This window comes from Streptomyces sp. NPDC033174, from assembly GCF_055577795.1.
In genome coordinates this window covers 194497-213803 of record NZ_JBVIPQ010000010.1, presented here as the reverse complement: position 1 = coordinate 213803, position 19307 = coordinate 194497, and the positions used below count along the sequence as shown (strand labels likewise).

Genomic DNA, 19307 nt, shown 5'->3' with positions numbered 1-19307 from the left:
GATCGTGCTGTCCCCCACCCGTACCAGAGCGGCGCTGCTCGCGTCCGGCGCGGCCGTCGCCGGACTGCTGCTCAGCTCGCTCTCCGGCGGCGTCTCCCACGCCGCCGACCAGGAGTCCTGTCGCCCCGACGGGCTCTACAGGACTCCCGGTGTCGACGTCCCGTACTGCTCGGTCTACGACACCGAGGGCCGCGAGAAGATGGGCGCCGACCACCAGCGCCGGGTCATCGGCTACTTCACCGGCTGGCGCACCGGCAAGGACGGCACCCCCGCCTACCTCGCCTCGGACATCCCCTGGGACAAAGTCACCCACATCAACTACGCGTTCGGGCACATCGACGGCGCCAACAAGCTGTCGGTCGGCACGGACGGCGCGAACAACGCCGCCACCGGGATGACCTGGCCCGGTGTCGCCGGCGCGGAGATGGACCCGGCCCTCCCGTACAAGGGCCACTTCAATCTGCTGAACAAATTCAAGAAGCAGCACCCCGACGTCAAGACGCTGATCTCGGTCGGCGGCTGGGCCGAGACCGGCGGCTACTTCGACGACAGCGGCAGCCGGGTGAACTCCGGCGGCTTCTACTCGATGGCCACCAGCGCCGACGGTTCGGTCAACCAGGCCGGGATCGACACGTTCGCGGACTCGGCCGTCTCCTTCGTCAAGAAGTACGGCTTCAACGGCGTCGACATCGACTACGAGTACCCGACGACGATGAAGGACGCCGGCAACCCGCTGGACCACACGCTCTCCAACGGGCGCCGCGCCGGTCTGGTCAAGGGCTATGCGGCACTGATGAAGACGCTGCGCGAGAAGCTCGACCGGGCGGGCGCCGCCGACGGCAGGCACTACATGCTGACGGTCGCCGCGCCCTCGTCCGGCTATCTGCTGCGCGGCATGGAGACCTTCCAGATGCAGAAGTATCTGGACTACGTCAACATCATGTCCTACGACCTGCACGGCGCCTGGAACGAGTACGTGGGTCCGAACGCCTCGCTCTTCGACGACGGCAAGGACGCCGAACTGGCCGCGGCGGGCGTCTACTCGACCTCCCAGTACGGCGGCGTCGGGTATCTGAACACCGACTGGGCCTACCACTACTTCCGCGGCTCGATGCCGGCCGGCCGCATCAACATCGGCCTGCCGTACTACACCCGCGGCTTCAAGAACGTGCAGGGCGGCACGGACGGGCTGTGGGGGAAGGCGGCCACCACGACGTGCCCGGCGGGCGCGGGTCTGACCAAGTGCGGTGACGGCGCCGTCGGCATCGACAACCTGTGGCACGACAAGGACACCAACGGCGCCGAGTCCCCGGCGGGGTCCAACCCCATGTGGCACGCGAAGAACCTGGAGAAGGGGGTCGTCGGCGACTACGTCACGAAGTACGGCTTCCCCGCGACCACCAGGCTGACGGGCACCTACGCCCGCAAGTACGACGCGACGCTGGTCGCGCCGTGGCTGTGGAACGCCGAGAAGAAGGTCTTCCTGTCCACCGAGGACGAGCAGTCGGTGAAGGCCAAGGCCGACTATGTGGTCGGCAAGGGCATCGGCGGCACGATGGTGTGGGAGCTGGCCGGTGACTACGCGTACAACGCGGCCAAGGGCCAGTACGAGATGGGCTCCACGCTCACCGACGCGATGTACCAGAAGTTCAAGGCGGCCTCGCCGTACGGCGCCAAGCGCTCGGCGGTCACGCTGCCGGCGGACGCGGTCGACGTGGGGGTGGAGTTCGGGCAGTTCCCGCTCGGCGACTCGAACTACCCGATCAGCCCCAAGCTGAAGATCACCAACAACACGAAGACGGCACTGCCGGGCGGTACGGAGTTCCAGTTCGACTACTCCACCTCGGCACCGGCCAACGCCAAGGACCAGTCGGGCTTCGGGACCACGATCGTCCGAAGCGACCACACGGGTTCGAACGTGGGCGGGCTCAAGGGCGACTACAACCGTGTCTCGCTGAAGCTTCCGTCCTGGCAGACCCTCGCGCCGGGCGCCTCGGTGGAGCTGGACTTCGTCTACTACCTGCCGACATCCACGCCGTCGAACTGGACGGTGAGCTTCGGTGGCAAGACCTACGCCCTGGCCGGCGACCTGACGCGCGGCGCCAAGGTGGTCGAGCCGGGCACGGGAGCCGGCCCGACGCCGACCCCGACTCCGACGAACCCGGGCGGGAGCTGCGCGGCGCCCGCGTGGAGCGCGACCGCGGAGTACGGCGGCGGCGCGTCCGTGTCCCACAACGCGCACACCTGGAAGGCCAAGTGGTGGACGAAGGGCGAGGAGCCCGGGACCACCGGTGAATGGGGGGTGTGGCAGGACCTCGGCGCCTGCTGACCCCCGGAAAAGACGCCCGGCGGCGGTCCAACCGGCCCTTGCCGCCGCCGGGTCCCCGGGCCCGTCCCATCCGGGGCCGCCGGTCCCTGTGCGTCGTCCCGGGCCCCGTCCCGGCTACGCGCCCGGACCGAAGAGTGCGTCCTGGGCCGACTCGCGGGCCGTGAGGAGGGCGCCGCGCAGGACCGCCGTGCCGTCGAGCGACGCGGGGCGCACGAGGGTGCGCAGGGGCGAGAGCGCCGCGAGGCGGGCCTCGACGCGGGTGGCGAGGGGCCGGCCGCCGGCATGGCCGATCTCGCCGCCGAGGATCACACATCCCGGATCGAGCACGGAGGCGACGGCCGCCGCGCCGACGGCCAGCCGGTCGGCGAAGGCGTCCAGGAAGGCCGCCTCGCGAGCGCCGGATGCGCCCCCGTGCTCCCCGCAGGACTGCGCCGCGTGCCGGACGGTCTGTTCGGCGTCGCCCCGGAGGCCGAACTCCGCGGCGAGTTCGCGGACCGCCGCGGCGCCGACCAGCGCGTGGAACCCTCCGTCGCAGCCCGTGGCCGACGGCAGGCCGCCCGTCCCCGGGACGGGAAGGAAGCCGATCTCGCCCGCGCCGCCGGACGCTCCCCGGCGCAGTGCGCCGCCGAGCACGACCGCCGCTCCCACGCCCTGGCCGAGCCAGAGCAGCACGAAGTCCTCGCGGTCCCGGCCGGCGCCGAGGCGCTGTTCGGCCACCGCCGCGAGGTTGGTCTCGTTCTCCACGAGGACCGTGGCAGGGAGACGTTCCTGCAGGGCCGCGACGAGCCGGCGGTGCCACGCGGGCAGCCCCGAGGAGTCCCGCAGCTCGCCCGTCGCGGGGTCGATGAGCCCGGGCGCGCCGATGCCGACGCTGTGCAGACGCCCCGCCCCCGCCTCGCGAGCGGTGCGCTCCAGCAGGGCGGCGGCCTGCTCGACGGCCGGTTCCGTCCCGGCGTCGGAGTCGATGGCCAGCGTGGCCTCGGCGAGAGTGGTGCCGAGCAGATCGGCGACGACGAGGGACACGCTCCGCGTCCGCACGTCGAGGGCCGCCAGATGGGCGCGGTCCGCGACGATGCCGTACAGCCGCGCGTTCGGCCCCCGGCGTTCGGCACCCGCCTCCCCCACCAGCCGGATCAGGCCCGCCCCCTGCAGCCGCTCGACGAGGTCGGCGACGGTGGGGCGGGAGAGTCCGGTCAGCGTCTTGAGCTGACTTGCCGTCAACGGCCCCTCCTGCTGGAGGAATCGCAGGGCCAGCCGGTCGTTGATGGCCCGTGCGGTGCTCGGGGATGCGGACTGCATGCCGGGGATCCTTCCAGATCACCCTGCCGTCTATTTATCAGGCAGGGTCCCTGATAGTTTACGCCGCATGTCGACCAACGGGGCGTACGGCCCCCAGCAGCTGAGGCGGGCGCGCTACGCCGTGGCCGCCATCTTCTGTGTGCACGGCGCGGTCACCGGCAGCTTCGCCACCCGCATTCCGTGGATCCAGGACCATGCGGACGTCAGCGCGGGCCAGCTCGGCCTCGCCCTCGCCTTCCCGGCGATCGGGGCCTCACTGGCGATGCCGCTGGCGGGCGCGGTCAGCCACCGCTTCGGCTCGCGCGCCGCCCTGCGCGGTCTGCTGGCACTGTGGACGCTGTCGCTGACGCTTCCGTCACTGGCCCCGAACATCTACGGGCTGTGCGGGGCGCTGCTCGTGTACGGCGCGACGGCCGGCATGTCGGATGTCGCCATGAACGCCCTGGGCGTCGAGATCGAGAACCGTATCGACAAGTCGATCATGTCCAGCCTGCATGGAATGTGGAGCGCGGGCGCCCTGATCGGCTCGGCCGGCGGCACCCTCGCCGCTCACCTGGGCGCGGACGCCCGGCTGCACCACCTGCTCGCGGCCGCCGTACTGACCGTACTGGGCGCGGTGTTCTGCCAGGGGGTCCTGGACCTGCGCAGCGCCCCCGACGAGGAGCCGCCGCCGCGGTTCGCACTGCCGCCCAGGTCGGCGCTGGTCATCGGGGCGATCGGATTCTGCGGGGTGTTCGCGGAGGGGGCGAGCCTGGACTGGTCGGCGGTCTATCTGGAGGACCAGCTCGGTACGTCGGCGGGCCTCGCGGCCGCCTCCACGACCGCCTTCGCGCTGACGATGGCGGTGGCGCGGCTGGTGGGCGACAAGGTCGTCGACCGGTTCGGAGCCGTACGGACCGTGCGCGTCGGCGGGGTGGCGGCGACCGCCGGTGGGGTCCTGGTCGTCCTCGCCCCGCACCCGGCGGTCGCGATGGCCGGATTCGGTCTGATCGGTCTGGGCGTCGCCGTCGTCGTCCCGCTGGCGTTCGCGGCGGCCGGGCGCAGCGGCCCCAACCCCAGCCAGGCGATCGCGGGCGTCGCGACCATCACGTACACCTCTGGGCTCATCGCCCCCTCGGCAATCGGCGGCCTGGCGGACGCGACCTCGCTGGTGGTGTCGTTCAGCCTGGTGACCCTGCTGACGTTCGGTCTCGTGGTGGGCGCCGGGGTCCTGCGCGCCGGTGCCCGGCCATCGGCGAAGGCCGCCCCCGTGAGCGCCCCCGCTCCCGAGCGCCGGACCTGACGCTCCCCCGGCCGCCGGATCGGCGCGCACAGCCCCCTCCACCAGGGGCGCACTACCATGGCGCTGATCGTTTTCGGCCACGCCAGGCCGACGGACACGGAGAACTGGAGCGGCCCATGAACCTCGGCGTGCGCTGGACCTTGCACGGCGACGGACGCACACCCGCTCCCGGCGCTGTCGTACGACCCGACGAACGGCTGTCCTGGCCCCGTACGATCGGGCTCGGCGCCCAGCACGTGGTGGCCATGTTCGGCGCGTCGTTCGTGGCTCCGGTCCTCATGGGTCTGGACCCCAATCTCGCGATCATGCTCTCGGGTGTCGCGACGATCATCTTTCTGCTCGCCACGCGGGGCACCGTCCCGAGCTATCTGGGCTGCTCGCTCTCCTTCGTCGGCGTGGCCGCGGCCATCCGCGCCTCCGGCGGCACCAGCGCCACCGTCACCGGCGCGGTGCTCGTCGTCGCCGCGGTGCTGTTCCTGGCCGGTCTCGCGGTGCGGCACTTCGGCGCGAGGATCATCCACGCCGCGATGCCGCCGATCGTGACCGGCGCCGTGGTCATGCTCATCGGCTTCAACCTCGCGCCGGTCACCGCCGCCACGTACTGGCCGCAGGACCAGTGGACCGCGCTGCTCGTGATGCTGTTCACCGGGCTGGCCGTGGTCTGCCTGCGCGGGTTCTGGTCCCGGATCGCCATCTTCCTCGGCCTGATCTTCGGCTACGGCATCTCGTGGGTCTTCGACCTGGTCTTCGGCAGGATCCATTCCATGGGCCCCGACGGCCGGGTCACCGACCACTGGCGGCTCGATCTCTCCGGTGTCTCGAAGGCCGACTGGATCGGACTTCCGTCCTTCCACGGTCCCAGCTTCGAGTGGTCGGCGATCCTGGTCGCGCTGCCGGTCGTCATCGCGCTGATCGCGGAGAACGCCGGACACGTCAAGGCCGTCGGCGAGATGACCGGCGACCCGCTCGACGACAAGCTGGGCACGGCCATCGCCGCGGACGGAGCGGCCTCGATGCTGTCCACCGCGGTGGGCGGCCCGCCCAACACCACGTACTCGGAGAACATCGGCGTCATGGCCGCCACCCGGGTGTACTCGACCGCCGCCTACTGGGCCGCCGCCGGGTTCGCGCTGCTCTTCGGACTCTGCCCCAAGTTCGGCGCGGTCGTCGCCGCCATCCCCGGTGGAGTCCTCGGCGGCATCACCGTGATCCTCTACGGCATGATCGGCCTGCTCGGCGCCCAGATCTGGATCAACTCCGGGGTGGATCTGCGCAATCCGCTGAACCTGGTGCCGGCCGCGGCGGGCATCATCATCGGCGTCGGCGGCGTGAAGCTCACCTTCACCGACACCTTCGAGCTGGGCGGGATCGCCCTGGGCACGCTCGTGGTGATCACCGGCTACCACGTGCTGCGGGCGTTCGCCCCGGCCCATCTGAAGGCTCAGGAGCCCCTGCTGGACGCGGGAACCTCGCAGTACGACAGCGAGGACGGGGACCAGAAGCCGGTCGCGGGACCGTAGGGGCGTTCCCCCGTTCTGGGTAAGCCGGGCTCGGCGGGACCCCCCGGGAGCCCCGCGGCTGCGACGCTGCCCCCATGGCGTGGATCGAGGAGTGCACAGCGGTCGACTCGGTACTGGAACGGATGCGCGTCTTCGGTGCGGGGTGGCATCCGGACGACGGCGTCGCCGTCTTCAACCGGGTCTACCTTTCGGTCACCGAGGAGTTCGACCGGTGCGTCGACGCCGGGTTCTTCCGCGATCGGCACGCCGCCGTCACGCTCGACGTGCTCTTCGCCGAGCGCTACCTCTCGGCCGTGGAATCGGCCTCCGTGGGCCTTCCCGCACCGGCCTGCTGGAAGCCGCTGTTCCAGTACCGGCGTCATCCCGGGGTGCGCCCGCTGCAGTTCGCCCTCGCCGGGATCAACGCGCACATCGGCCACGACCTCGCCCGGGCGGTGGTCGACACCTGCCGCGCGCTGGAGTGCCGGCCGGTGGACCTGGAGAGGGAGTTCGACCGGGTGGGCGATCTCCTCGTCCTCCTGGAGGAGCGCATCCGCGAGGAACTGATGCCGGGCCCCGATCTGCTGGAGATCGCGGACCCGCTGACGCATCTGCTCGGCTGCTGGAGCCTGGACCGCGCCAGGGACGGGGCGTGGTTCGCGGCCCGCACCCTGTGGGAGCTGGGCGGAGTGCCGGAGCTGGCCGAGGAGTTCACCGAACGCCTCGACCGCTCCGTGGGTCTGGTGGGGCGGATGCTGCTGACGCCGCTCACACTGTGCGGCTGAACGCTCTCACACCAGTGCTACCGCCCCACACCCCCAACGTGACTCAGTCCTCCGGAAGTTCCACGGGCGCGATGTCGTCGTAGACATCGCCCGGGCCGGGGTTGGTGGCGTCGGTCTCGCCACCGAAGTGGTGCATGACGCCCCAGACGGCGTTCAGCGCGGTCTGCACGGCGCCCTCGGCCCAGCCGGCCGTCCAGGAGATGTCGTCGCCGGCGAGGAAGATGCCCCGCTTGTCCTCGGGCAGCCGGTCCTGCATGAAGTGCGTGAACAGACGCCGCTGGTAGCGGTAGTGCCCGGGCAGGTTCGCCTTGAAGGCGCCCATGAAGTAGGGCTCGTTCTCCCAGGACACCGTCACGGGGTTGCCGATGATGTGCTTGCGGATGTCGACGTTCGGGTAGATCTCGCCGAGCGACTTGAGCATGACCTCCATGCGCTCGTTCGCCGACAGCGGCAGCCACTTCAGGCTGTCGTCGCACCAGGTGTACGACAGGCAGATGACGGCCGGCTTGTCCGGGCCCTCGTCCAGCAGGTACGTACCGCGCGTCATCCGGTCCGTCAGCGTCATCGACATGACGTCGCGGCCGGTCACCTCGTCCTTGTCGAGCCAGAACGGCCGGTCCACCGGCACGAACAGCTTGGACGACTCCATGTAGTGGGTGCGCTCCATCGCCGTCCAGTGGTCGATCGGGAAGAGCGAGTCGTCACAGGCGATCTTGGAGAGCAGCATCCAGGACTGGGCGGTGAAGATCGCCGCCCGGTACGTACGGATGTCACCGGAGGCGTCGGTCACGGTGACCCGGTTCCCGGCGGTGCGGTGCAGCCGGGTCACGGCGGGCTTCGGGGTGCCCCCGTGGAGGGTGGACAGCGAGGTGCCCGGGGCCCAGTGCACGATCTTCTCGGGCTCGCGCTCCCACAGGCGCAGCGGCAGCTGCTGGGAGCCGCCGACGATGCCGCGGTGGTGGTCGTCGGCCTCGGTGTAGACGACGCGCAGGATCTCCAGGATGGAGTTCGGGAAGTCGGTGTCCCAGCCGCCCGTGCCGAAGCCGACCTGGCCGAAGATCTCGCGGTGGCGGAAGGACTTGAACGCCTCGGAGTCGCAGAGGAAGCCGTAGAAGGTCTGGTTGTCCAGCTTCTCGACGAGCTTGGCCCAGATCTCGCGGATGCGCGGGACGTCGCGCTCACGCATGGCCTGGTTCATGTCGGAGAAGTCGGCGCCCTCCTCCAGACAGGCGTTCCAGGCGTTCATCACGTCGCGGTAGACCTGCGGCAGGTCGTCGACGGTCGTCGCGTAGTGCGACTCGCCCTTCAGGTCGACGACGGTCGACGGCGTCTCCGGCGCGAGCGGGTTGGGGAACGGCTTGGTCTCCAGGCCCACCAGGTCGATGTAGTGCTGGAGCGCGGTCGACGACGGCGGGAAGCGCATCGCGCCCATCTCGGCGGTCAGGGAGGGGTCGCATCCCTCGAAACCGACCGTGCGCAGCCGGCCGCCGATCTGGTCGGCCTCGTAGACGACGGGCTTGAGGCCCATCTTCATGAGCTCGTACGCGGCGATGATCCCGGAGAGACCGCCACCGATGACGGCGACCTCGGTGCCGTGCTCGGTCGCGGGTATCTGGCCGAGCCCGGCCGGGTGGGCCAGGAAGTCGTCGTAGGCGTACGGGAAGTCCGGACCGAACATGGTGATCGGCGGCTGCGCGTCGGTGTGCTGGACGGCGGTGGGCACCGTGGACGTCATGGGGTACGGACTCCTTGCACGGAAAGCTGAAGGGGGAGGCGGAGGAGAAGCGGGGCTCAGATCAGGGACGTGTACAGGCCGGGGCGGCGGTCGCGCAGATACGGGTTGGTCTCGCGGGATGCGCGCAGGAACTCCGGATCGGCGTCGCCGACGACGATCTCCTCGCCGCGGCCGGCCCGGGCGCGGGCGGTGCCGTCGGGGCCGACGAGCGTGGAGAGGCCGACGAACTCGAACTCGCCCTCGGGTCCGGTCCGGTTCACATAGGCCACGTACATCTGGTTCTCGAAGGCGCGGACCGGGACGACGGACTCGGCGACGAACTGGAAGGGGTGCATCTGCGCCGTGGGCACCAGGAGGAGGTCGGTGCCGGCGAGACCGTGCGCCCGGACGTTCTCGGGGAACTCGACGTCGTAGCAGATCATCACGCCGAGCTTCAGACCGCCGAGCTCGGCCTGGGCCACCGGTTGGTCACCGGGGGTGAACCAGGTCTGCTCGAAGCAGCCGAAGAGATGCGTCTTGCGGTAGTTCAGGAGGCGGGCGCCGTCGGCGCCGATCAGCTGCGCCGCGTTGTACAGGGTCTCGCCGTCGCGCTCCGGGTAGCCGTAGACGATCGCGAGCCCGTGCCGTACGGCGATCTCGGCGATCGCACGCGCGCCGGAGCCGTCGGCGGGCTCGGCCAGCCGGGGAACGTCCTCACCGATCGCGTACCCGGTCAGGAACAGCTCCGGGGCCACCAGCAGCCCGGCGCCGGTGGCGGCGGCGCGGGCGGCCGCCGCGTCGAGCACCTTGAGGTTCGCGGCCACATCACCGGGCTGTCCGGAGCTCTGGAGCAGGGCGGTGCGCAGCGACGGCATCGGCAGACCTCTGTCGGTGAAGGAAGCGTGAGGGGAGACGTCAAAACGGTACGGTTCGGGCTCCTCCCCGGACAAGGCGCGACCGTTGCGGACCGACCGTCGATCCATTGCGCCGTGCCCGGGGGCGGCGATGATTCATTGCGTGCGCCTCCTGCGGAGGTCGTAGTGCGTCCCCGCCGCGCGGCGGAGGGGGAATCGTCCTGCGACGCGATGTGGTGCGCAGGGCCTCTCGGCAGAGTGGTGGCTGTCCGGTTCACCTGCCGAAAGGACCTTCATGAACCGCCGTACGAAGCTGGTCGCACTCTGCTCCGCCGTGCTGATCAGTGCGGGTGCCGCGGGCTCCGCCGTCGCCTCGGGGGATGGCGACGGAGGGGCCCGCGAGGCCGCCTCCCTCACCGGCAGGGGAAAGCTGTACCGGCCGGCCGGGGACGACATCACCTTCTCGTTCGACGCCCATCTGGCGGCGAAGGACAACGCGGACCCCCGCAAGGCCACGGGCACCTTCAGCTTCAGCCACTACATCGGTGACTTCGCCGCGTCGGCGGATGTGAAGGTCGACTGTCTGATGACGGGCGGGAAGGTCGCCGTGGTCACGGGGGTCATCACCCGGGCGGACGGTGAGCTGAAGCCCTCGCTGGGCAAGCGGATCGGCATCTCGGTGCACGACGTCGGCAGGCGCGACCGGCTCGGCTACACGTGGGCGATGTCGAACGACCCGTCCAAGGACTCGGTGCCGCAGTGCACGAGCTCGGCGCCGTTCGAGAAGCTCAAGGCCGGCTCCGGCGATCTCAGGGTGCTGCCGTGGCAGGTGCCCTATCCGGGCGAATGAGAGGTGCTACGCGGGCGAGCCCGAGGAGAACCGCCGCAGCAGCGGTGAGAGCACCAGGACCGACTTGGTGCGCTCCACGAAGGGCTCGCCCGCGATCCGCTCCAGTACGCGCTCGAAGTGGCGCATGTCGGAGGCGAAGACCTGGACGACGGCGTCCGCGTCGCCGGTGACGGTCGACGCGGACACCACCTCGGGGTATCGCTCCAGCCCGCGGCGGATGTCGTCGGGCGAGGTGTTGTGGCGACAGTAGATCTCGACGAACCCCTCGGTCTCCCAGCCGAGCGCCGCCGGGTCCACCCGTACGGTGAAGCCGGTGATGGCGCCCTCGGCCCGCAGCCGGTCCACCCGGCGCTTCACCGCCGGGGCGGAGAGCCCGACGAGCGAGCCGATATCGGCGTACGAGCGTCGGGCGTCTTCGGCGAGGGCGTGGACGATGCGTTCGTCGAGGTCGTTGAGTCGCACTACGGGTGGATCACTTCTCTGCTGAGGCCTCGGCCGAGGCCAGACGGGAACGGCGCATGCCGTATCCGAAGTAGAACACGAGCCCGACCGCCATCCAGACACCGAAGACGGTCCAGGTGGTGGAGTCGAGGCTGAACATGTTGTAGACGCAGAAGAAGAAGCCCAGCAGCGGGAAGAGCCAGCCCAGCGGCACCTTGAAGGTGCGCGGCATGTTCGGGCGCGTCCGGCGCAGGACGACGACCGCGATGTTGACCAGGGCGAAGGCGAAGAGCGTGCCGATGCTGGTGGCGTCGACGAGCTTGCCCAGCGGGATCAGGGCCGCGAGCACACCGCAGAAGAGCGAGACGATCACCGTGTTCACGCGCGGTGTGCCGGTCTTCTTGCTGACCTTGCCGAACGCCTTGGGGACCAGGCCGTCCCTGGACATGGCGAAGAGGACACGGGTCTGGCCGTAGAGCACGGTCAGCACGACGCTGGCGATGGAGATGACGGCGCCGGCGGCGAGGAGCGTGCCCCAGAAGGCGTGTCCGGTCACATCGTTCATGATCGCGGCGAGCGTGGCCTCGGAGCCCTCGAAGTCCTTCCAGTTCCAGGCGCCCACGGCGACCGCGGCGACCAGGACGTAGAGCGCGGTGACGATGATCAGCGACAGCATGATCGCGCGCGGCAGGTCGCGCTGCGGGTTCTTCGCTTCCTCACCGGCGGTGGAGGCGGCGTCGAAGCCGATGTACGAGAAGAACAGGCTGGCACCGGCCGCGCTGACACCGGCCATGCCGAGCGGCATGAAGTCGGCGTAGTTGCCGGACTTGAAGCCCATGAAGCCGATGGTGCAGAAGAGGGCCAGCGCGCCGATCTTCACGGCGACCATGATCGTGTTGGCGCGGGCCGACTCCTTGGCGCCGCCCAGCAGGAACACCATGGCGAGGAGCACCACGATCAGCGCGGGGAGGTTGACTATGCCGCCCTCGCCGGGGGCCGAGGAGAGCACGTCGGGGATGGTGACGCCGATCGTGCCGTCGAGCAGCTCATTGAGGTACTCACCCCAGCCGACGGCCACGGCGGCCACCGACACGCCGTACTCGAGGACCAGACACCAGCCGCAGACCCAGGCGACGAGTTCGCCCATCGTTGCGTACGCGTACGAGTAGGAGGAGCCGGCGACCGGGATGGTGCCCGCCAGTTCCGCGTACGAGAGGGCCGAGAAGAGCGCGGTGAGACCGGCGATGACGAACGCCAGCGTGACCGCGGGGCCCGCCTGCGGAACGGCGTCGCCGAGGACCACGAAAATGCCGGTGCCAAGGGTGGCGCCGATGCTGATCATGGTTAGCTGCCACATGGAGAGCGAGCGGCGAAGGCTGCCGCCCTCACCCTGCCCACCCTCTGCGACCAGCCTTTCCACGGGCTTTCGCCGGGTGAGAGCGGAGAGCCCGGACGCCTTGGGCGCCGGACCCTCGGTGGCGGGCGCGGCTGTGCCTTGGTCGAGCACTGCGGTGGCTCCTTCATCGCTGCGGATCGAACGGAAGCGACCTGCGGCGGTACGCGGGCGCTGTGACACAGCCCACGGGGGAAGGGGGAACCGCCGAGCAGGCGGTCGCCGCCACTCCTGGTACGAGGCTTGAGCCTAAGGCCAGGGCGTCGCACTTGTTAATGCAGCGTTGTTGCGCATGAGTGATTGATCATTGCGCACTTGCGGCACAGACGGGGAAACATTGCGCCCTGCCGCACGAATCGACACATCGGGGCCGCCGAGGCCCTCCTGACGTGGTGTCGGGTGCGGTGATCCGCACCGGTCTCCGACGGCGGCATGCTCGGTAGAATCGCCGGAGTGAGGGCGGCCCGTACGGTCCCCCGTTGTCATGTCGGGGCCGATGAAGCCTCCGGCGAAGATCCGATGGTTGCGGGAGAGAGCGTGCGCGAGCCCACGATGCCCGGCGCCGTCGCCTGCCCACCGTGATGCTGCGCCCCTGACGGGTGGCCGGCCGCGCTCCGCGCGTCGCCCCGGCTCCGTCCCTTTTGCTTCCGGCCCGTCCTGCGGGCCGTCCCGCGGGGTGCCGGCCGGCCTTCCGCGTCCTCCCGCGCCCCCTTGGCCTGTCCAGAGCGGGGTGTGCCCGAGCACGACAGGTTCCCGATCCCGTGTCCTCCACTTCCGTGATGTCTCCCGCCGCGCGGCTGCGTGGCCTGCGCCCGGACTGGCTGAACGATCCCAAGGTGTGGCGTACCGAGGTCCTCGCGGGCCTGGTCGTCGCGCTCGCGCTGATTCCCGAGGCGATCTCGTTCTCGATCATCGCCGGTGTCGACCCGGCTCTTGGCCTGTTCGCCTCGTTCACCATGGCCGTCGTGATCTCGATCGTCGGCGGACGCCGCGCGATGATCTCCGCCGCCACGGGCGCCGTCGCGCTCGTGATCGCCCCGCTGAACCGTGAGCACGGCCTGGGCCACTTGATCGCCGCCGTCATTCTGGCCGGTGTCCTCCAGGTCGCCCTCGGCGCGCTGGGAGTGGCGAAGCTGATGCGGTTCGTGCCGCGCTCGGTGATGGTCGGATTCGTCAACGCGCTCGCCATCCTGGTCTTCATGGCCCAGGTCCCCGAGATGCACAACGTGCCGTGGCCCGTGTACCCGCTGATCGCGGCCGGGCTGGCGCTGCTGGTGTTCTTCCCGAAGGTCACCACGGTGATCCCGGCACCGCTGGTCTCGATCGTGATCCTGACCGTGATCACCGTGGCGGCCGGGATCGCGGTCCCGACGGTCGGTGACAAGGGCGCGCTGCCGTCCTCGCTGCCCGTGCCCGGGCTGCCGGACGTGCCGTTCACGCTGGACACCCTGACCACCGTCGCCCCCTACGCGATCGCGATGGCGCTGGTGGGCCTGATGGAGTCGCTGATGACGGCCAAGCTGGTCGACGAGATCACCGACACCCGTTCCTCGAAGACGCGAGAGTCCATCGGTCAGGGCATCGCCAACATCGTGACCGGATTCTTCGGCGGCATGGGCGGCTGCGCGATGATCGGCCAGACGATGATCAACGTGAAGGTGTCCGGAGCCCGGACCCGGCTCTCCACGTTCCTCGCGGGCGCATTCCTGATGGTGCTGTGCATCGTCTTCGGCCCGGTCGTCTCCGAGATCCCCATGGCCGCGCTGGTCGCCGTCATGGTCATGGTGTCGTTCGCGACGTTCGACTGGCACTCCGTCGCGCCCAGGACCCTCAAGCGGATGCCGGCCGGGGAGATCGTCGTCATGGTCATCACCGTGGTCTGCGTGGTCGCCACCGGCAACCTGGCGATCGGTGTCGTCGTCGGCTCGATCACGGCGATGGTCATCTTCGCCAAACGCGTCGCCCACCTCGCCAATGTCACTGCCACCACCGAGCCCGACGGCACCAGCGTGGTCTACGCCGTGACCGGCGAGCTGTTCTTCGCCTCGTCCAACGACCTCGTCGGCCGGTTCCGCTACGCCACCGACCCCGACAAGGTCGTCATCGACCTGAGTGCGGCGCACATCTGGGATGCCTCGTCCGTCGCCGCCCTCGACGCCATCGAGACCAGGTACGCCCAGCGAGGCAAGACGGTGGAGATCATCGGTCTGAACGACCCGAGCGCCGACCTCCACGGCAAGCTCACCGGTGAACTCACGAGTCACTGACCGACCCCTGTTCACCTCACGACGGACTGACATCTGCTCTGCGCCCGACATTGACTCTTGGCGCGCGATGACCCACGCTCCACCGCCATGGAGCTGGATGTGCTGTATGAGATCGACGTCCCCCGGCCGTGGGACGGACCGCATCCGCACGGACAGCGCGCCGCCGAGCAGCGCGCGTACCGCGAGGCGGTCGAGCAGATCAGACTCGCCGACCGGGCCGGGTTCCGTACGGTCTGGGCGGTGGAGCACCACTTCCGTGAGGGCCGCTCGCACTGCCCCGCTCCCGAGGTGCTCCTCGGTCATCTGGCCGGGCTGACCGAGCGGATCCGGCTCGGCTTCGGCGTCACCCTCACCCCGTTCGGCTTCACTCCCCCGCAGCGGATCGCGGAGAAGGTCGCCACGGTGGACGTCCTGTCGGGCGGCCGGGTCGAGTGGGGCACGGGCCGGTCCACCCCCATGGAGCAGGCCGCGTTCGGTGTGGACCGCGAGCAGTCGCGGGCCGACTGGCGCGAGGCGGTCGAGATCGTCACGGCCATGTGGCGCGAGGAGTACTTCGCGTACGAGTCCCCGAGATTCAGCTTCCCCCGGCGCATGGTCACCCCCAAGCCCGTGCAGGACCCGCATCCGCCCTGCTGGATGGCGGCCACTTCGCCCGGCTCGGCGGAGGTGGCCGGGGCGGCCGGGCTCGGTCTGCTGTCGTTCTCGATCATGCAGCCGCTGGAGGCGATGGCCCGTCAGGTGACGGCCTACCGCGCCGCCGCGCGCACCGCGTCCCCGCTCACGGACGTGACCACGAACCGGGTCAGCGCCTACACCCTGGTCCACGCCGCGGAACGGCCCGGGCAGCGCGTGTGGGACTCGGTCGCCTGGTGGTACGGCAATCTCGCCCGGTTCACGCTCGACTGGGAACTGCCCCATCTGCCGCCCGAGGAGCGCGCGAAGGCCTTTCCGCTGCTTGCCCCGATCCTCGAGGGGGATGTCCCCGTACGGGAGTTCAGCGACGGGGACATGATTCTCATAGGCGACGCGGAGACGATCGTACGCAAGGCCAAGCGCTACGCGGACCTGGGCGTCGACGAGTTGATCTGTTACGTCCAGTGGGGCCATCTGGAGCACCGGGAGATCCTGCGCACGATCGAGATCCTCGGGAAGGAAGTCATCCCGGAGCTGGCGTCGTACACACCCCGGCCGCGCTGATGGCGGAGCCGGAGCCCGTACCGGACTACGCCCGGCTGCACCGGCTCGACGGCCGTGCCTTCGTGGTGCTCGGCGCGGGCAACGGCATCGGGCGGCAGACGGCGCACGCGCTCGCGGCCGTCGGCGCACGGGTCCTGTGCGTCGACGTCGAGGAGGAGCGCGCCGAGGCCGTCGCGCGCGAGACGCGAGGAGTGCCGTACGTCTGCGACGTGACGCGCCGGGAGTCCGTTCAAGCCCTTTTCGCCGACGCCCTGCGGCAGTCGGGCGCGGTGCACGGCGTCGTCGACATCGTCGGGATGGCGCGGTACGCGGGCCTCATGGACCTGGACGACGCCGCCTGGGACTGGCACTTCGCCATCGTGCTGCGGCACGCCTGGCTCGCCGTCCAGTACGGCGGCGAGGCCGTCGCCTCGTCCGGTGGGGGCCCGCTGGTCTTCGTCGCCTCGGTCTCCGGCCTCACCGGCGCGCCGCTGCACGCCGCCTATGGGGCGGCGAAGGCCGGCCTGGTGTCCCTCGTGCGGTCGGCGGCGGTGGAGTTGGGGCCCCGGGGTGTGCGGGTCAACGCGGTCGCCCCGGGGGTCGTGTGGACGCCCCGGGTGGCGGAGCTCCTCGGCGAGGAGGGCCGCCGCCGCAACGCCGCGAACGCGCCGCTCGGCCGGGTCGCCTCGACCTCCGACATCGCCGCGGCGCTGCACTTTCTGGCCTCGCCGATGTCTTCCTGTGTCACCGGGCAGACGTTGGTGGTGGATGGCGGGGTAGGGGTGAAGTTCCCGTACCCGACGATCGGAGGCCCTCGATGAGCTGGCTGGACCCTGGTCCCTTTCTGCGCGGCACGGCCTGGCTGGACAAGGGCCGGCCGGTACGCGCGGACCCCGCCGACATGGCCCGGCTGCCGTGGGACACGGCCGAACGGGCGGGGCTGCCGATCGGGGTACGGCTCGAGTTCACGGCCGCGCCCGGCACCCGGGCCGTGGAGATCCGCTATCGCGCGGCCGTGCCGGGGCCGGCCGACGCCATGCGGGAGCTGGCGCACTGCTTCTCGCTGTGGCACGACGGCCGGTGCGTGGCCGAGTCGTTCACCGAACCGGCCGAGGAAGCGGCGATCACGATACGGCTCCCGGACGGCGCCGGACCGTTCACCGTCCACCCGCCGGAGACGCAGGCTCCGGTGATCCTGGGCGTACGGGCCGTCGGTGGCGTGGTGGAGCCCGCCCCCGCACGCCCCCGCTGGGTGGTGCACGGCGACTCCATCACCGAGGGCTGGTGGTCCACCCGCCCCGCCCACGCCTGGCCCGCCGTCGCGGGCCGCGCGCTGGACCTGGACACCGTCAACCTCGGCTACGCGGGCGCGGCCCGGGGCGAGCTCCCGATCGCCGAGCAGCTCTCGTCGCTTCCCGCCGACCTGCTCACGCTCGCCTTCGGCACCAACTGCTGGTCCCGGATCCCGTACTCGGCGCCCCTGCTGTACGAGACGACCCGGGCCTTCATCACGCTCGTACGCCATGGCCACCCGGACACCCCGCTGCTGCTCGTCTCCCCCGTCCTGCGTCCGGACGCCGAGTCGACCGGCAACGCCCTCGCGGCGACGCTCTCGGAGCTGCGTACGGCGATGGAGGAGGCGGTCCGGGACCTCATCGCGGCGGGCGACGCCCGGCTGGCCCTCCTGCCCGGCAGGGACCTCCTCACCCCGGACCTGCTCGCCGACGGCCTCCACCCGAACGACGCGGGCCACGCACGGCTCGCCGGGGCGGTCGCGGGGGCGCTGCGCGCCGCGGGCTTCGTCGGCCGAGGCGCTTGACGAGGAAGGCGCGCGGACATGACGGCGGCCCCCGGAAAGGTTTCCGGGGGCCGTCGTGCGAGCGCGTCGTACGAGCCCGTGCTCCGCGCGGGAGGTCAGCTCCAGCTGGCGTGCAGCGGCTTGCCCTCGGCGTAGCCGGCGGCGCTCTGGATCCCGACGACCGCCTTCTCCTCGAACTCGGCCAGCGAGCCCGCACCGGCGTAGGTGCACGAGGAGCGGACGCCCGCGATGATCGAGTCGATCAGGTCCTCGACGCCCGGGCGGGACGGGTCGAGGAACATCCGTGAGGTGGAGATGCCCTCTTCGAACAGCGCCTTGCGGGCGCGGTCGTAGGCCGACTCCTCACTGGTGCGGTTGCGGACGGCGCGGGCGGAGGCCATACCGAAGGACTCCTTGTAGTACCGGCCGTTCGCGTCCTGCTGGAGGTCGCCCGGGGACTCGTACGTCCCGGCGAACCAGGAGCCGATCATCACGTTGGACGCACCGGCGGCGAGCGCCATGGCGACGTCGCGCGGGTGACGGACACCGCCGTCGGCCCAGACGTGCTTGCCGTACTTCTTGGCCTCGGCGGCGCACTCGAGCACGGCCGAGAACTGCGGGCGGCCGACGCCGGTCATCATGCGCGTGGTGCACATCGCACCGGGTCCGACACCGACCTTGATGATGTCCGCGCCGGCCTCGATGAGGTCGCGCACACCCTCGGCGGCGACGATGTTGCCCGCGACGATCGGGACCTGGGGGTCGAGACCGCGGACGGCCTTGATCGCGGAGATCATCGACTCCTGGTGGCCGTGCGCGGTGTCCACGACGATGGTGTCGGCGCCTGCGTCGAGGAGCTGCTTGGCCTTGCCCGCGACATCGCCGTTGATACCCACGGCGGCGGCGATCCGCAGCTTGCCCCGGCCGTCGACGGCCGGGGTGTAGAGGGTCGCGCGCAGCGCGCCCTTGCGGGTCAGGATGCCGGCGAGACGGCCGTCCTTGTCCACGGCGGGGGCGTAGCGGTGGTTGGCCTGGTCCAGCTTGTTGAAGGCGTCGCGCGGGTCGATGTCCGCGTCGAGCAGCAGCAGCTCGCGGGTCATCACCTCGGACAGCTGGGTGAAGCGGTCCACTCCGGACAGGTCGGCGTCAGTGACGACACCGATCGGCCGCTGGTCCTCGTCCACGACGACGCCCGCGTCGTGCGCCCGCTTGGGGAGCAGGGACAGCGCGTCGGCGACGGTCTGGTGGGGAGCCAGCACGATCGGGGTGTCGAGCACGTGGTGGCGGCTCTTGACCCAGGAGATGACCTCGGTGACGACCTCGATCGGGATGTCCTGGGGGATGACGACGAGGCCACCACGGCGGGCTACGGTCTCGGCCATGCGGCGGCCGGCGATGGCGGTCATGTTGGCCACGACCAGCGGAATCGTCGTACCGGTGCCATCGGGCGAGGAGAGGTCCACGCCCTGGCGGGAACCGACGGCCGAGCGGCTCGGCACCATGAACACATCGTCGTACGTGAGGTCGTACGGCGGCTTGACGTCATTGAGGAAACGCACGTGCTGAACATCCCAGTCGTTCGGAGTGGCCCCTAGGCATTTCAGCCAGGGGAAAAAGCAC

15 protein-coding genes are annotated in these 19307 nt (G+C 70.6%); 9 read left to right on the top strand and 6 right to left on the bottom strand.

The window, feature by feature from the left end:
- Positions 1 to 4 precede the first annotated feature (4 nt).
- Positions 5 to 2329: a chitinase C-terminal domain-containing protein gene (locus ACZ5VC_RS28715; RefSeq protein WP_469122887.1), complete on the top strand. Its 2325-nt coding sequence runs from the start codon at positions 5 to 7 to the stop codon at positions 2327 to 2329.
- Between the two features lie 114 nt (positions 2330 to 2443).
- Here ACZ5VC_RS28715 and ACZ5VC_RS28710 read toward each other — a convergent pair whose 3' ends face one another.
- Positions 2444 to 3628: an ROK family transcriptional regulator gene (locus ACZ5VC_RS28710; protein WP_469122886.1), complete on the bottom strand. Its 1185-nt coding sequence runs from the start codon at positions 3626 to 3628 to the stop codon at positions 2444 to 2446.
- 67 nt (positions 3629 to 3695) lie between these two features.
- Between ACZ5VC_RS28710 and ACZ5VC_RS28705 the strand changes: the two genes are divergently transcribed.
- The 3 genes from ACZ5VC_RS28705 (at position 3696) to ACZ5VC_RS28695 (ending at position 7194) form a co-directional block, all read left to right on the top strand.
- Positions 3696 to 4910, top strand: a complete 1215-nt coding sequence (locus tag ACZ5VC_RS28705; protein ID WP_469122885.1) for an MFS transporter — start codon at positions 3696 to 3698, stop codon at positions 4908 to 4910.
- Between the two features lie 116 nt (positions 4911 to 5026).
- A complete protein-coding gene (locus tag ACZ5VC_RS28700; protein WP_469122884.1) occupies positions 5027 to 6430 on the top strand; it encodes a uracil-xanthine permease family protein in 1404 nt (467 codons plus the stop codon).
- Between the two features lie 74 nt (positions 6431 to 6504).
- Positions 6505 to 7194 carry a DUF5995 family protein gene (locus tag ACZ5VC_RS28695; protein ID WP_469122883.1) on the top strand — a complete coding sequence of 230 codons (690 nt, stop codon included), beginning with the start codon at positions 6505 to 6507 and terminating at the stop codon, positions 7192 to 7194.
- A 43-nt stretch (positions 7195 to 7237) separates the two neighbouring features.
- Here the strand turns inward: ACZ5VC_RS28695 and ACZ5VC_RS28690 are convergent, their stop codons facing one another.
- Together ACZ5VC_RS28690 and ACZ5VC_RS28685 are read right to left on the bottom strand one after the other, a co-directional pair.
- On the bottom strand, positions 7238 to 8929 hold the full coding sequence (locus tag ACZ5VC_RS28690; RefSeq protein WP_469122882.1) for a flavin monoamine oxidase family protein: 1692 nt from the start codon (positions 8927 to 8929) through the stop codon (positions 7238 to 7240).
- Positions 8930 to 8985: 56 nt separating this feature from the next.
- The gene (locus ACZ5VC_RS28685; protein WP_469122881.1) at positions 8986 to 9783 is read right to left on the bottom strand and encodes a carbon-nitrogen hydrolase family protein; all 798 of its coding nucleotides are present in this window, start codon (positions 9781 to 9783) and stop codon (positions 8986 to 8988) included.
- A 274-nt stretch (positions 9784 to 10057) separates the two neighbouring features.
- Here ACZ5VC_RS28685 and ACZ5VC_RS28680 point away from each other — a divergent pair, with 274 nt between their 5' ends.
- Positions 10058 to 10612 (top strand): Repetin, encoded by a 555-nt coding sequence (locus tag ACZ5VC_RS28680; RefSeq protein ID WP_469122880.1) that lies wholly within the window; start codon positions 10058 to 10060, stop codon positions 10610 to 10612.
- A gap of 6 nt (positions 10613 to 10618) precedes the next feature.
- Here the strand turns inward: ACZ5VC_RS28680 and ACZ5VC_RS28675 are convergent, their stop codons facing one another.
- The gene (locus ACZ5VC_RS28675; RefSeq protein WP_015032260.1) at positions 10619 to 11074 is read right to left on the bottom strand and encodes an Lrp/AsnC family transcriptional regulator; all 456 of its coding nucleotides are present in this window, start codon (positions 11072 to 11074) and stop codon (positions 10619 to 10621) included.
- A 10-nt stretch (positions 11075 to 11084) separates the two neighbouring features.
- Positions 11085 to 12560, bottom strand: a complete 1476-nt coding sequence (locus ACZ5VC_RS28670; protein WP_469122879.1) for an amino acid permease — start codon at positions 12558 to 12560, stop codon at positions 11085 to 11087.
- Positions 12561 to 13225: 665 nt separating this feature from the next.
- Between ACZ5VC_RS28670 and ACZ5VC_RS28665 the strand changes: the two genes are divergently transcribed.
- The 4 genes from ACZ5VC_RS28665 (at position 13226) to ACZ5VC_RS28650 (ending at position 17708) form a co-directional block, all read left to right on the top strand.
- Entirely contained in the window at positions 13226 to 14713 is a 1488-nt protein-coding gene (locus ACZ5VC_RS28665; RefSeq protein ID WP_469122952.1) for a SulP family inorganic anion transporter, read from the top strand.
- Positions 14714 to 14800: 87 nt separating this feature from the next.
- Entirely contained in the window at positions 14801 to 15910 is a 1110-nt protein-coding gene (locus tag ACZ5VC_RS28660; protein ID WP_469122878.1) for an LLM class flavin-dependent oxidoreductase, read from the top strand.
- Positions 15910 to 16710 (top strand): SDR family NAD(P)-dependent oxidoreductase, encoded by an 801-nt coding sequence (locus ACZ5VC_RS28655; RefSeq protein ID WP_469122877.1) that lies wholly within the window; start codon positions 15910 to 15912, stop codon positions 16708 to 16710. Before ACZ5VC_RS28660 ends, ACZ5VC_RS28655 begins: the two co-directional genes overlap by 1 nt.
- Positions 16707 to 17708, top strand: coding sequence for a GDSL-type esterase/lipase family protein (locus tag ACZ5VC_RS28650; RefSeq protein ID WP_469122876.1), 1002 nt, complete (start codon positions 16707 to 16709; stop codon positions 17706 to 17708). The genes ACZ5VC_RS28655 and ACZ5VC_RS28650 overlap by 4 nt, the downstream gene beginning before the upstream one ends.
- Before the next feature lie 95 nt (positions 17709 to 17803).
- Here ACZ5VC_RS28650 and ACZ5VC_RS28645 read toward each other — a convergent pair whose 3' ends face one another.
- Positions 17804 to 19246 carry a GuaB1 family IMP dehydrogenase-related protein gene (locus tag ACZ5VC_RS28645; protein ID WP_469122875.1) on the bottom strand — a complete coding sequence of 481 codons (1443 nt, stop codon included), beginning with the start codon at positions 19244 to 19246 and terminating at the stop codon, positions 17804 to 17806.
- Positions 19247 to 19307: the final 61 nt, after the last annotated feature.